Here is a 12,887-nt window from a genome sequence, read left to right on the forward strand (position 1 = left end):
TGGCGTAACCGCGGGCAGCTTGCGCAGCGGGGTTGCAGATGCCGGATTTCGACGTGGTGGTCATCGGCGCCGGAGCGGCCGGACTTTCGGTCGCGGCCATTTCGGCCGGATTGGGATTGAAGGTGGCGCTCATCGAGCGAGGCCGGATGGGGGGCGACTGCCTCAACTACGGCTGCGTGCCGTCCAAGGCGCTGCTGGCCGCCGGGCACGCGGCGGCCGAGGCCCGGGCGGCGCATCGCTACGGCATCCGCCTGCCGGAGCCCGAGATCGACTGGGCCGGGGTCAGGGCGCATGTCCAGGGCGCCATCGCCCGGATCGCGCCGACCGACAGCGTGGAGCGCTTCACCGGCCTCGGCGTCGAGGTGATCCAGGCCTCCGCCTGCTTCACCGCCCCCGACCGGATCGAGGCCGGCGGGCGGAGCCTGAGTTTCCGCCGGGCGGTGATCGCCGCCGGCAGCAGCGCCGTCGTGCCGGACCTGCCGGGACTCGACGGGGTGCCCTGGCTGACCAACGAGACGCTGTTCGGGCTGGAGGAGCCGCCGGGGCACCTGATCATCCTGGGCGGCGGGCCGATCGGGCTGGAGATGGCCCAGGCGCATGCCCGCCTCGGCTGCCTGGTGACGGTGCTGGAGGCCGCTCCGCGGGTGGCGATCCGCGAGGACCCGGAACTGGTCGAGGGGCTGCGTGCCGCCCTGGTGGCCGATGGCGTCGAGTTCCGCGAGGGGGTGAAGGTCACCCGGGTCGAGCAGCTCGAGCCGAACAGCAAGGCGGCGGTGGCCGGGGTGATCGCGGTGCTGGAGGACGGCAGCCGCATCGCCGGCACGCATCTGCTGCTGGCGGTCGGCCGGGCGCCGCGGCTGGCCGGGCTCGACCTGGCGACCGCCCAGGTGGAGGCGGGGCCGCGCGGGATCGTCACCGGCGCCGACCTGCGCTCGGTGTCCAACAAGCGTGTCTGGGCGGTGGGCGACATCGCCGACCCCCGGGGCATCGGGCCGCGCGCCTTCACCCATGTGGCGAGCCAGCATGCCGGCATCCTGGTGCGGTCGATGCTGTTCCGCCTGCCCTTCACCAAGGTCGGCTACGCCGCCCTCCCCCGGGTCACCTATACGGATCCGGAATTGGCGCAGATCGGCCTGACCGAGGCCGAGGCCCGCGAGCAGGGGCACGAGGAGGTGACCGTGCAACGCTGGACGCTCGCCGAGAACGACCGGGCCATCGCCGAGGCGCGCACCGAGGGCATGGTGAAGCTGGTCATCAGCAGGTCCGGCAAGCTGCTCGGCGCCGGGCTGCTGGCGCCGCGGGCCGGGGAGATGGCCGGGATGTTCGGGCTGATGATCGACCGCGGGCTGCCGCTCTCGGCCCTGGCCGGGCTGGTGCTGCCCTACCCCACCCTGGCCGAGGCGGCCAAGCGCGCCGCCGGCGCCCATTACACGCCGAAACTTCTCTCGCCCTTCACGAAGCGGCTAATCGGCTTGCTGAAACGCCTGCCCTGAGCGTTCATGCTGCAACTGCGAACTTCGGAGCCTGCTTTCATGGAACAATCTCTCGCCGGACGGACCGCGCTGATCACCGGCAGCACCAGCGGCATCGGCCACGGCATCGCCCTGCTCTATGCCCAGGCGGGGGCCAAGGTCATGCTGAACGGCTTCGGCAAGCCGGAGGAAATCGCCAGGGCCCGGGCCGAGATCGGCGCCGCCATGGGCGTGGCCGAGGCGCCCTATTCCGCCGCCGACCTGTCCAAGCCGGAAGCGGTGCGGCAGATGGTGAAGGATGCCGAGGCGGCGCTGGGCTCGGTCGATATCCTGGTGAACAACGCCGGCATCCAGTTCGTCGCGCCGGTCGACGAATTCCCCGATGATAAATTCGACGCCATCATCGCCATCAATTTCGCGTCCAATTTCCACGCCATCAAGGCTGCGCTGCCGGGCATGAAGGCGCGCAACTGGGGGCGGATCGTCAACATCGCCTCGGCGCACGGCCTGGTCGCCTCGCCGCAGAAGGTCGCCTACGTCTCGGCCAAGCATGCGGTGGTCGGCATGACCAAGACGGTCGCGCTGGAAGTCGCCAAGCTGCCGATCACCTGCAACGCCATCTGCCCCGGCTTCGTCCGCACTCCGCTGGCCGAGGCCCAGGTCGGCCCGCTGGCCAAGGCGCACAACGTCTCGGAGCAGGCCGCGCTGGAGGATCTCCTGCTGGAGAAGCAGCCCTCCAAGCGCTGGATCGAGGTGGATGAGGTGGCGCGCATGGCGCTCTATCTCGTCGGCCCCGGCAGCGGCGGGGTGAACGGCGCCGCCCTGTCGATCGATGGCGGCTGGCTGGCGGCCTGATGGACGACGCTTCGGGCGGCGCTCCGATCGTGCCGCAGGATTTGGCCTCGCCCGCGGTGGCGAGGCCGGTGGCCACCAAGCGGGTCAACCTGGCACTGCAGGGCGGCGGCACCCACGGCGCCTTCACCTGGGGCGTGCTGGAACGGCTGGCGGAGGACGACCGGCTGGTCTTCGACGGCGTCTCCGGTGCCTCGGCCGGGGCGATCAATGCCGCGGTCTTCGTCCAGGGCCTGGCCGATGGCGGGCCGCAGGGCGCCATCAAGGCCCTCGGCAAGATGTGGCGCGAGGTGGCGCAGGGGCTGGCGCGCAGCCCGATGCGCAACACGCCCTTCGAGAAGGCCCTCTGGGGCCATGACATGACCTACTCGCTGGCCTACCAGGCCTTCGAGACGCTGACCCGGGTCTTCTCGCCCTACCAGATCAACCCCTTCGCCGGGGACTTCAACCCGCTGCGCAAGGTGGTGGACGACAACCTCGACTGGCAGCGCCTGCGCACCGACCCCAGGGCGATCCGGCTCTTCATCTCGGCGACCAACGTGCGGACCGGCAAGCCGCGGGTCTTCAACCGGGCGGAGGTCAGCACCGACGTCGTGCTGGCCTCGGCCTGCCTGCCCAACGTGTTCCGGGCGGTGGAGATCGAGGGCGAGGCCTTCTGGGACGGCGGCTATGTCGGCAACCCGGCGCTCTGGCCGCTGTACTACGAGCGCGGCGCGCCCGACATCGTGCTGGTGCAGATCAACGCCATCGTCCGCGACGAGCTGCCGACCAATGCCGCCGACATCATGAACCGGCTGAACGAGATCAGCTTCAATGCCTCGCTGATGGCGGAGATGCGGGCGATCGACTTCGTCCAGCGGCTGCTGGACGGCGGCCGGCTGGAGCAGCCGCGCTACCGCCGCATCTTCCTGCACGTCATCGAGGACGAGGACCGGATGCGCGGCTTCAAGCTGAGCACCAAGCTGAACGGCGACTGGGAATTCCTGCAGATCCTGCGACGCTACGGGCGGGAAGCGGCGGACCGCTTCCTGGCCAGCCACTTCGACACGCTGGGCAAGGAAAGCACCCTGGATATCCAGCGCTACCTGTAGCGGAGCAGCCGCAGGCGGGCCGGCTGGCCCCGCGCCACGGTGACGATCGCGGCCTGGCGGAAGCGGCGGGCCAGGACCAGCAGCCGGCGCGGGTCGGCGCCGACCAAAAGGTGTGCCTCGCGCCAGCGGCCGGCGCCGCCCTGGCCGGGCGCGCTCGGCAGGCGGCGGGTCGCGGTCGCGAGCCGTTGCAGCATCCGGGCATTCCAGCCGTCCGGCCGCCGGTGGCTGAAAGGGTTCCAGGCGGTGACGAAGCCCCCCGCCCGCACGCCGAGCCGGGCCAGCAGAACATCCACCGCCGCGCTGCGCCGGCCGATGCGGGCCACGGCGCCGGCCGCCTCGTAGGTGCTGCGGCGATAGGCGGCCAGCAGCCGGTCGCTCATGTCAGCTGGAAGAGCATGCCCTTGAGGTAGGCGCTTTCCGGCAACTGCGGATGGATCGGGTGATCCGGCCCGGCGCCGCCCTGGAACAGCAGCTTGGCGTCCCGCCTGGCCCGGCCCAGACCCCAGATGACGGATTCGGCGAATTCGCTCGGCGCCACGTGGTGGCTGCAGGAGGCGATGAACAGGAAGCCGCCGGGCGCCACCAGGGTCGCCGCCATCCGCGCCAGCTTGGCATAGGCCCGCAGCGCGTTCGGCTGGTCCTTGCGCTGCTTGGCGAAGGCCGGCGGGTCGGCCACCACCAAGTCGAAGCGGGTACCGGCGTTGCCCAGGCGCTCGAGCTCCTCCAGCGCCTCCGCCCGGCGGCCGATGATGCGCTCGCCCAGGCCATTGGCCTTGGCGGTCTCATAGGCCAGCTCCAGCGCATGGGCGCTGCGGTCGAGCAGCGTCACCTGCGTCGCCCCGGCCGCGGCGGCGCGCAGGCCGAAGCCGCCGGTGTGGCAGAAGGCGTCCAGCATGGTGCCGCCGGCGGCCAGCTTCGCCACCCGGTCGCGGTTCTCCCGCTGGTCGAAGAACCAGCCGGTCTTCTGGCCACCGAGCAGGTCGGCGGAGAAGCGCAGCCCGCCCTCCTCCGCCAGCACCGAGCCGCCCTCCCCCAGCAGTACCTTCGTCTCCTCCGCCAGGCCCTCGAGCGTGCGGACGCTGGCATCGTTGCGGGCGATGATGAGGCGGGGCGAGAGCAGTTCGGTCAGTGCCTCGACCAGCAGCGGGGTCAGTGCCTCCATCCCCGCGGTATTGGCCTGCAGCGCCAGCGCATCGCCGTAGCGGTCGATGACCAGGCCGGGCATGCCATCCGCCTCGGCATGGATCAGGCGGTAGTAGGGGGTGTCATACAGCCGCTCGCGCAGGGCCAGCGCGGTGGCGAGGCGCCCGCGCACCCAGGCGAGGTCGACCGCCGCCGCGGGGTCGCGGTCCAGCCGGCGGGCGGCGATCAGGCTGTGCGGGTTGAACAGCCAGGTGCCGTGGGAGACGCCGTCGTCGCCCTCCAGCCGCACCGGGCTGCCCGGTGGCAATGCCCTGGCCGCCGGGGTCATGGCGATCTCGTTGGAGAAGGTCCAGGGATGGCCGGCCTTGACCCGGCGGTCGTGGCGGGGAAGCAGGCGGATCAGCGGGTGCGGGAAGGTTTGCATCAGGCGGCGGACCATGGCGGCGCCCGCCTTGCAGCGCAACGGCGGATGAGGCAGATGCGTCGGAATGCGCATCGCCCGAGACCTGCCGACCCTCCGTGCCGAGCTGGCGAGCCTCGGGCCGCTGGCCCTGGTGCCGACCATGGGGGCCTTGCACGAGGGGCATCTCTCGCTGCTCGCCGCGGCCCGCCAGGAGGCCCCGGCGGTCGCCGCGTCCATCTTCGTCAACCCGCTGCAATTCGGCCCGAACGAGGATCTCTCGCGCTATCCCCGGCAGGAGGCCCGTGACCTCGAGATGCTGGAGGCGGCGGGCTGTGACCTCGCCTGGCTGCCGAGCGTCGAGGCCATGTACCCGCCCGGCCGGGCGACCACCATCGACGTCGAAGGCGCGGCCGAGGGCTGGGAAGGCGCCGCGCGCCCGGGGCATTTCCGCGGCGTCGCCACGGTCTGCACCAAGCTGTTCCAGCAGACCGGCGCCGTCGCGGCGATGTTCGGCGAGAAGGACTGGCAGCAGCTGCAGGCCATCCGCCAGGTGGTGCGCGACCTCGACATGCCGATCCGCATCATCGGCTGCCCGACGGTGCGGGAGGCGGATGGGCTGGCCATGTCCTCCCGCAACCGTTTCCTCAGCCCGGCGGAGCGGGCCCAGGCTGCGGCCCTGCCGGGAGCGATGCAGGCCGCCATCGCCGCCATGGCCCGGGGCGCCACCCCCGCGGCGGCACTTGCCGAGGCCCGGGCCGGGCTGGCGGCGGCGGGCTTCGCCCTCGACTACCTAGCGCTGGTCGAGCCGGAGACGCTGCGCGCATGCGCCGCGCCGCCGGCCCGGCTGATCGCCGCCGCCCGGCTGGGCGGCGTGCGATTGCTGGACAACATGCCGGCCTGAAGGGCCGGCCTCAGTAGAACCAGTGGCCGGTGGCGGCGTAGTTCGCCTCCGCCTGGGCCGCGAGGGCGTACCAGTCGACCGGCGCCTCGGCAGGGGCGGCCGGCTGCGCCGGCTGCGGGGTGGCCGCGGTGCCTTCGGCGGCGGGCATGTCGTAGTACCAATGCCCGGTCGCCGCGAAATTCGCCGCGGCCTGCGCCGCCAGCGCATCCCAGTCGATGGCCGCCGCGGGGGCCGCCACGGGGACGGTCGGCGTCGGGGTGCTGGGCGCGGGGGCGGGAGACGGCGTCGGATCGGTCGCCGGCAACTGGGCCACCGGGGTGCCGGCCACGCCGAGCGGCACGTAGTCCACGTCGGTGACGGTCATCGAGGTTTCGTAGCTCGTGTTGAGCCAGCCGATGACGTTGTTCATGCCGCCGTGGTCGTAGTCGATCGGCACGTACTGGGTGAACTCGGCCTGCTTCACCCCATCGACCAGGTAGGTCAGGTGGTTCGGCTCCCAGATCAGCTTGAACTCGTGGAAGACCCCGGTGAGGACGCCCTCGTAGATGTCGGTCACCGCATGGTCGCCGTTGTCGTCCCAGTGCAGGGCGCCGTAGATGCGGCCGGTGCCGTCGTTGGTGACCTCGGCGAGGTTGATCTCCTGGCCCGGCCAGTGGTTGTCGCCCGGCCAGAGGATGATGGCGGGCCCGGGCATGGTGCCTTCGAACTTCGCGTTGATCGTGTAGGTGCCGTAGCCCTGGCCGGAGCTGGTGCTCACCGCCTGCTGCATGAGGCCGGAGGTTCCGCGCAGGGTCACCTGACCGGGGACGGAGGCATCGACGTTCCAGTTGTCGGTGAAGACACCGATGCCGTTGTCGAAGCTCTCGTGCAGGGGACGGTCGGTCTCGACGGCACTGGTCGGGCTGGTCGTTGCCATTCGGCAAAATCCTCGCGATTCGGCATTGCGGCTACCTGTCCGGGCGGAAGGCCCGGCCGCGATCCAGCCCCGCAACTGGGCCGAACATGGTGCGGCCGTCGGCTCACCCCAGGGGCGCAAGCATGCCGGCCACGACAGGCATCCCCGGACTTAGACCGCTGGCGCTGGCACGCAAGTACACGAACCCGGCAACTTGGAATGCGCCGAATATTCAACGCCCCAGCCGAAGCCCTTTGTCACAGACAATGAGGTAAAACGAAATATTCCGACGCCGCCTCATTGCTGCTTGACTACATTCGTCGTAGCCAGACCTGCTCGATCCTGTGCTCCGAGTCTTTGCGAAGCACCAGCCTGGCACGATGGCGCGTCGGCTGGATGTTCTCCCGCAGGTTTAGAAGATTGATGTCCTGCCAGATGCCCATGGCCACCGCTCGCGCCTCCGCCGGGGGCAGCTTGGCGAAATGATGGAAGTAGCTGTCGGGCTTGGGGAAGGCGATCTTCTGCAGAAGGAGGAAACGTTCGATGTACCAGGCCTCGATCTCCGCCTCGCCGGCATCGAGATAGACCGAGAAGTCGAAGAAATCGGAGGCGACGACGGCCGCGCCGGCGGCATGCTGCAGCACGTTCAACCCTTCGAAGATGACGATGTCGGGGCGCCGCAGCACCTGCGCCTCGCCGGGGATGATGTCGTATTTCAGGTGCGAGTAGACCGGCGCCGCCACCTCCGCCTCGCCCGCCTTCAGCGCATGCAGGAAGGCCAGCATCCGCCGCAGGTCGTAGCTTTCGGGGAAGCCCTTCCGCCGCATCAGCCCGCGCTCCTGCAGCACCCGGGTCGGGTGCAGGAAGCCGTCGGTGGTGACCAGTTCGACGCGGGGATGGTCCGGCCAGCGCGCCAGGATCGCCTGCAGCACCCGGGCCAGGGTGCTTTTCCCCACCGCGACGCTGCCGGCGATGCCGATGATGTAGGGCGGCGGCGCCGCCCGGTTGCCGAGGAAGCTGTCCTGCGCCATGGCCAGCCGCCGCGCCGCCCGCACCTGCAGGTTCAGCAGCCGCGACAGCGGCAGATAGATGTCCTGCACCTCGGCCAGGGAGACGGTGTCGTTGATGCCGCGCAGCGCGCCGATGTCGGCCCGGGTCAGCGACAGCGGCGTGTTGGCCCGCAGCGCGGCCCAGGCGGCGCGGTCGAAGATCCGGTAGCCCGGCTCGGCCAGCGGGGCATCGCCCGGGAGGTCGCCCGGGAGGCCATCGGCCAGGAGCGGGGCGGCCGGTCGGGGTTCGGCCGGGGGAGGATCGGCCATCAGCGGGGCGGCTTGCATGGGCGCCATCGTGTCATGCCGCGGGAAATCTCCAAAACCGATCAGCCGCGCGCCACCGGCACCACTCCGGCGAGGGTCAGCCCCAGGGCCGCCATGTCGCCCAGGCCGGGGCTTTCGTCCAGCACCCGGACCGGGCCGCGCGCCCGGCCGGCGGCGGTCACGGCGGCAGGGCCGGGTCGGCGAAGCCGGCCAGGGCCCGCACCTCGGCCGGGGTCATGCCGGCGTCGCGCAGCGACCGCAGGCTCGGCGCGCCGTCCCGCTTGGCGAGGCGCCTTCCGGCCGCATCGGCCAGCAGGCGGTGGTGGGCATAGCCCGGCTCCGGCCATCCCAGCAGGGTCTGCAGCAGGCGGTGAAGATGGGTGGCGGGCTTCAGGTCCTCGCCCCGGGTCACCAGCGTGACCCCCTGCAGCGCGTCGTCATGGGTGACGCACAGATGATAGCTGGCCGGGACATCCTTGCGCGCCAGCACCACGTCGCCGAACTGGCCGGGGTCGCAGCGCAGCCGCCCCTCCCCGGCCTCGTGGAACGAGAGATCCCCCGGCGCCGCGGCCAGGGCCGCCGCCATGTCGAGCCGCAGGGCGAAGGCATCGCCCCGGGCGATGCGGGCGGCCCGCCCGGCGGCGGTCAGCCGGCGGCAGGTGCCGGGGTAGAGCGGCCCGTCCGGCCCCTGTGGCGCCCGGCCGGCGGCGGCCACCTCGCGGGCGATCTCGCCACGGGTGCAGAAGCAGGGGTAGAGCAGCCCGCGGCCGGAGAGCCGGTCCAGGGTCGCGCGGTACTCGGCGAAATGCGCCGATTGCCGCCGTGGCGGCGCATCCCATGTGAGGCCCAGCCAGCCCAGGTCGGCCAGGATCGCCGCGGTGAACTCGGGGCGGCATCGGGTGGTGTCGATATCCTCGATCCGCAGCAGGCAGCGGTCCCCCGCCCGCCAGGCGGCCAGGGCGGCGTGGGCATGGCCGAGGTGCAGCAGCCCGGTCGGGCTGGGGGCGAAGCGGGTCACGGTTGCGGCCATGGCCGCCCCTGGGTAGCGGGTGCCGAGCAGAAGGAGCAAGCCGGATGGTGCTGTTGGATGGGCCCCGCATCGGGCCGCAGGCGGGCGGCAGCCCGCGGCAACTCGTGGTGCTGCTGCATGGGCTGGGGGCCGATGGCGCCGACCTGATCGACCTGGCGCCGCAATGGGCCGCGACGCTGCCGCATGCCGCCTTTGTCGCGCCGGACGCGCCGGAGCCCTGCGACATGGGCCCCTACGGCCGGCAGTGGTTCAGCCTGCAGGACCGCCGCCCGGCGGTGATGGCGGCGGGGGCGCGGCTGGCGGCCGAGGGGCTGAATGCCTTCCTGGATGCCGAGCTGGCCCGGCTCGGCCTGCCCGGCACCGCCCTGGCGCTGGCCGGCTTCAGCCAGGGCTGCATGATGGCGCTCTACGCCGGGCTGCGGCGGCCGGCGGCGCCGGCGGCGGCGGTCCTCGGCTATTCGGGCGCCCTGCTGGCCGCCGAGTCGCTGGCCGCCGAGCTCGTCTGCCGCCCGCCGGTGCTGCTCGTGCACGGGGAGGCCGACGACATCGTCCCCGTCGCCGCCAGCCGGGCGGCCGAGCAGTCGCTCCGTGCCGCCGGGGTTCCGGTGGAGGCGCTGTACCGGCCCGGCCTGGCGCATGGCATCGACGAGGCGGGGCTGCTGGCCGGCGCCCGGATGCTCGGCCGGGCCTTCGCCGCGGCGCCCGGCGCATGACAGCCGGATGAAACGAGCCGGCGGCCCTGTTGCACCGCCGCGACGGGACTGGCATGAATGCGCTGTTGATCGGCGGCGCCACTGCATGTTGGGCCCGTTAGCCGTGACAGGCCCCAATGCTGGATGGCCCCGCCCCGGATGAGGAGCGGCGCTTGCCTGACGGCGGTACGTTCATCGGTGGGCAGACTTTCCCGGCCCTGGTATTGAATGCGGACTTCCGGCCGCTTTCGTACTTTCCCCTGTCGATCTGGTCCTGGCAGGACGCGGTCAAGGCCGTGTTCCTCGACCGCGTCTCGGTGCTGAACGAATACGAGACCGAGGTGCATTCGCCGACCCTGTCGATGCGCCTGCCCAGCGTCATCGCGCTGAAGGAATACATCCCGGCGGCCCGCCGCCCGGCCTTCACCCGCTTCAACGTCTTCCTGCGCGACCGCTTCGAGTGCCAGTACTGCGGCGAGAACCGGCCGACCCACGACCTGACCTTCGACCACGTGATCCCGCGCAGCCGCGGCGGCCGGACCACCTGGGACAATGTCTGCACCGCCTGCGGCCCCTGCAACCTGCGCAAGGGCGCACGGCTGCCGCGGGAATGCCACATGCATCCCCGCGAGGTGCCGCGGCAGCCGACCAGCTGGGAACTGCAGGAGAACGGCCGGGCCTTCCCGCCGAACTACCTGCACGAGAGCTGGCGCGACTACCTCTACTGGGATTCCGAGCTGGAAAGCTGAGCCAGCACCAGGGCGGGCGGCGAGCCGGTCATGATCGTGGGGTAAGGCGAGACGAGGCCTTCGCCGGTGGCCAGCGCCTCGGCCAGGCTGGCGGCGAAATTGCCGACCAGGGTGTTCACCGCCATGCCGTTCATCGCATCGTGGTTGACGGTGGCGATGATGGTCAGGAAGCGGCCCTGCAGGCCGGTGACGCAGGTGTAGCGGACCTGGGCGCCCGCCCCGAGGGGACGGCGCAGGACCGAGCAGCGCAGGGCCGTGCCGGCGCCGCCCTGGAAGCCCTGGTCCGCCTCGCGGCGCCACGCCGCGGATGCGGCCTCCGACACGGCCGGTGCCGCCTCCCGGGTGGTGCCCCGGGTGGTGAAGGAGTCGGCCGGGCGCGGCGGCACGCCGGCTGGCGGTGCCCGGTGCTGGACGGAGGTGGTCAGCTGCTCCAGCAGCACCCGCACCTCGGCGCCTTCCGGCCCCTCCGGCAGGGCCTGCGGCGCCTGCGGCCGGGTCAGCACCACGCTCGAGAAGGCGCCGGGCACCCCGTAGGACCGGCCGGCGCTGTCGGCCACCGCCAGGGCGGTGGCGGGACCATGGGCGGTGAAGGCGGCCAGGCGCGGCGGCAGGCTGTTCAGCAGGTCGCGGCTGGACCGCTCGGGGGACTCCGGGGCCGGGACTGGGCCGGCGCAGGCCGCCAGCAGCAGGGCGCCGCCGAGCATCAGGGCATTCTGCAGGGTCATGCGACGCCATCCCATTGCCGCGGCCGGCCGATGCCGCCTCGTCCGGCCGTCAACCTGGTGAGCCTGCCGCCATTGGCGGCGGCGGACCATGCCAGCGCAAAAGGCCACCGGCTGTCAAAGCCCGCTGGCCCGCTACCGCGCCTTCACCGCGCGCTTGCCGTGGCTGTCCTGCGGCACCCCGCGCTGCAGCGACATGTGGCTGTGCACCCCGACCCAGCGCCCGTCCGGCTGCTTCGCCAGCACGATTGTCGCCCGCCCCGGCCGCGGGAAGGCGCGGCCGTCGGGGTGGAAGCCGGTGCTGTCCCAGGGCGCGACCGCCACCGCCATGCCGCCATCCGCAGAGGCCAGGACCAGGGTATTGGCCAGGTCGAAGGCGAAGCCCTCGGTCCGCGGCCAGACATTGTCCCACTGGCTGTCGGTCCAGGCCTGGCGGCTGCGGACCAGCTCCTGGTAGGTCCCGAAGATGACGATGGCATCGTGCCAGAAGGGATAGGCCCGGGCGTAGTCCACCTCCCGGACGCAGGCGGCGAAGCGGTCCAGCCAGTCCTTGACCGAGGCCGTGGTGGCTGCATCCGCCTCCGGGAGCGGCAGGGTCTCCATCAGATCTTCTCGCTCACCTTGATGGCCACCTTGCAGCCGGCCTTGATGGCGCTGCTCAGCAGCCGGTAGCCGGGCGTCAGCTCGGCCTCGTGCTCAAGCCCGGTATCGCGGTGCTCGAGCTCCTCGGCGCGGAACTGCACGATATGGGCGCGCAGCGGCGCCTCGTCCTCGCCGAGGGCGGCCTCCTGCGCCTGGTAGTGCTCGTCGATCGCCTCCTCCACCGCGACGGTGCAGGCCATGGCGGCGCGGTGGCCGAGCAGCGCCGTGGCGGCGCCGAGCGCGAAGCCGGCGACGTGCCAGATGGGCAGCAGCGCGGTGGGGCGGACGCGGCGCTCGGCGATGAGCCGGGAGAAGGTGTCGAGATGCACCTGCTCCTGGTCCTGCATGTGCTGGATCAGCGGTTCCCACCTGGTGCCGCGGAGGACCGCGAGCTGGCCGGCATAGATCCGCTTGGCGCCATACTCGCCGGCGTGGTCCACCCGGATGGTCTCCTCGATCATCCGGCGGGGGGTCTTGCGGGTCATGGGCGGTCTCCTCTCCGCATCCAGATGGCGGCCAGCCCCGAAAGGCCAAGCGCGTAAAGCAGGTTCATCGCCGCCATCGACAGCGGCAGGCCGGGGACCAGGTAGGTCGGCGCGTCGCAGGGCTTGGACGGCGCCGGCGCGAGCGCGCGCATGAGGTCGTCCACCGTCGCCCCGCCGGCCGAGCGCGGCGCCTGGCAGCCCGGCAGCGGCGAGGGCCACCAGCCCTGCTCGACGCCGACATGGAAGCCGGCGATCGCCCCCGAGACCAGGATCGCCCCCAGCGCCAGCCAGAACAGCGGCCGCCGGGCCCGCGGCAGCAGCGCCCCGCCCAGCGCCAGCGCGGCCGCGACCCAGTAGGGCCAGCGCTGCCACAGGCAGAGCTCGCAGGGCGCGATGCCGAAGAGGTCCTCGCTGGCGCGGGCGAACAGCGGCGCGGCGGCCGCGGCGGCGGCGAGCAGGAGCATTCCGATCATGCCGCTATGTCGCGCCGCCGC

The 12,887-nt window shown here is 72.2% G+C and carries 15 protein-coding genes; 6 read left to right on the top strand and 9 right to left on the bottom strand.

The window, feature by feature from the left end:
- Nucleotides 1-38: 38 nt before the first annotated feature.
- From QWZ14_RS21880 to QWZ14_RS21890, 3 genes are read left to right on the top strand one after another with little or no spacing between them, the layout of a single operon-like run.
- Nucleotides 39-1,493, top strand: a complete 1,455-nt coding sequence (locus QWZ14_RS21880) for a dihydrolipoyl dehydrogenase family protein (RefSeq protein ID WP_290319039.1) — start codon at nt 39-41, stop codon at nt 1,491-1,493.
- A gap of 39 nt (nt 1,494-1,532) precedes the next feature.
- Nucleotides 1,533-2,327: a 3-hydroxybutyrate dehydrogenase gene (locus QWZ14_RS21885; RefSeq protein WP_290319040.1), complete on the top strand. Its 795-nt coding sequence runs from the start codon at nt 1,533-1,535 to the stop codon at nt 2,325-2,327.
- Nucleotides 2,327-3,415 carry a patatin-like phospholipase family protein gene (locus QWZ14_RS21890; RefSeq protein ID WP_290319041.1) on the top strand — a complete coding sequence of 363 codons (1,089 nt, stop codon included), beginning with the start codon at nt 2,327-2,329 and terminating at the stop codon, nt 3,413-3,415. The genes QWZ14_RS21885 and QWZ14_RS21890 overlap by 1 nt, the downstream gene beginning before the upstream one ends.
- Here QWZ14_RS21890 and QWZ14_RS21895 read toward each other — a convergent pair.
- A complete protein-coding gene (locus tag QWZ14_RS21895; protein WP_290319042.1) occupies nt 3,406-3,795 on the bottom strand; it encodes a DUF3293 domain-containing protein in 390 nt (129 codons plus the stop codon). The two genes, QWZ14_RS21890 and QWZ14_RS21895, sit on opposite strands and share 10 nt — an antisense overlap.
- The gene (locus QWZ14_RS21900) at nt 3,792-4,997 is read right to left on the bottom strand and encodes a class I SAM-dependent rRNA methyltransferase (RefSeq protein WP_290319043.1); all 1,206 of its coding nucleotides are present in this window, start codon (nt 4,995-4,997) and stop codon (nt 3,792-3,794) included. Before QWZ14_RS21900 ends, QWZ14_RS21895 begins: the two co-directional genes overlap by 4 nt.
- Nucleotides 4,998-5,046: 49 nt before the next feature.
- On the opposite strand from QWZ14_RS21900, the gene panC reads away from it, so the two are divergent.
- Nucleotides 5,047-5,862, top strand: a complete 816-nt coding sequence (gene panC, locus QWZ14_RS21905) for a pantoate--beta-alanine ligase (RefSeq protein WP_290319045.1) — start codon at nt 5,047-5,049, stop codon at nt 5,860-5,862.
- A 10-nt stretch (nt 5,863-5,872) separates the two neighbouring features.
- Here panC and QWZ14_RS21910 read toward each other — a convergent pair whose 3' ends face one another.
- The 3 genes from QWZ14_RS21910 to gluQRS form a co-directional block, all read right to left on the bottom strand.
- Nucleotides 5,873-6,778 carry a family 16 glycosylhydrolase gene (locus tag QWZ14_RS21910; protein ID WP_290319046.1) on the bottom strand — a complete coding sequence of 302 codons (906 nt, stop codon included), beginning with the start codon at nt 6,776-6,778 and terminating at the stop codon, nt 5,873-5,875.
- 290 nt (nt 6,779-7,068) lie between these two features.
- Nucleotides 7,069-8,103: a type I pantothenate kinase gene (coaA, locus tag QWZ14_RS21915; protein WP_290319047.1), complete on the bottom strand. Its 1,035-nt coding sequence runs from the start codon at nt 8,101-8,103 to the stop codon at nt 7,069-7,071.
- 148 nt (nt 8,104-8,251) lie between these two features.
- Nucleotides 8,252-9,103 (bottom strand): tRNA glutamyl-Q(34) synthetase GluQRS, encoded by an 852-nt coding sequence (gene gluQRS / locus QWZ14_RS21920; protein WP_290319048.1) that lies wholly within the window; start codon nt 9,101-9,103, stop codon nt 8,252-8,254.
- Between the two features lie 44 nt (nt 9,104-9,147).
- Between gluQRS and QWZ14_RS21925 the strand changes: the two genes are divergently transcribed.
- Nucleotides 9,148-9,816: an alpha/beta hydrolase gene (locus tag QWZ14_RS21925; protein ID WP_290319050.1), complete on the top strand. Its 669-nt coding sequence runs from the start codon at nt 9,148-9,150 to the stop codon at nt 9,814-9,816.
- A gap of 152 nt (nt 9,817-9,968) precedes the next feature.
- Nucleotides 9,969-10,544, top strand: coding sequence for an HNH endonuclease (locus QWZ14_RS21930; protein ID WP_290319051.1), 576 nt, complete (start codon nt 9,969-9,971; stop codon nt 10,542-10,544).
- On the opposite strand, the gene QWZ14_RS21935 is transcribed toward QWZ14_RS21930, so the two are convergent.
- The 4 genes from QWZ14_RS21935 to QWZ14_RS21950 all read right to left on the bottom strand — a co-directional run bounded on the left by QWZ14_RS21935 (nt 10,517) and on the right by QWZ14_RS21950 (nt 12,866).
- A complete protein-coding gene (locus QWZ14_RS21935; RefSeq protein ID WP_290319052.1) occupies nt 10,517-11,269 on the bottom strand; it encodes a hypothetical protein in 753 nt (250 codons plus the stop codon). The genes QWZ14_RS21930 and QWZ14_RS21935 overlap by 28 nt on opposite strands.
- A gap of 132 nt (nt 11,270-11,401) precedes the next feature.
- Nucleotides 11,402-11,869 carry a YybH family protein gene (locus QWZ14_RS21940; RefSeq protein WP_290319053.1) on the bottom strand — a complete coding sequence of 156 codons (468 nt, stop codon included), beginning with the start codon at nt 11,867-11,869 and terminating at the stop codon, nt 11,402-11,404.
- The gene (locus QWZ14_RS21945; RefSeq protein ID WP_290319055.1) at nt 11,869-12,393 is read right to left on the bottom strand and encodes a demethoxyubiquinone hydroxylase family protein; all 525 of its coding nucleotides are present in this window, start codon (nt 12,391-12,393) and stop codon (nt 11,869-11,871) included. Before QWZ14_RS21945 ends, QWZ14_RS21940 begins: the two co-directional genes overlap by 1 nt.
- Nucleotides 12,390-12,866, bottom strand: coding sequence for a disulfide bond formation protein B (locus tag QWZ14_RS21950; protein ID WP_290319056.1), 477 nt, complete (start codon nt 12,864-12,866; stop codon nt 12,390-12,392). The genes QWZ14_RS21945 and QWZ14_RS21950 overlap by 4 nt, the downstream gene beginning before the upstream one ends.
- Nucleotides 12,867-12,887: the final 21 nt, after the last annotated feature.

This window comes from Paeniroseomonas aquatica, from assembly GCF_030409335.1.
In the GTDB taxonomy this organism is placed as follows: domain Bacteria; phylum Pseudomonadota; class Alphaproteobacteria; order Acetobacterales; family Acetobacteraceae; genus Belnapia; species Belnapia aquatica.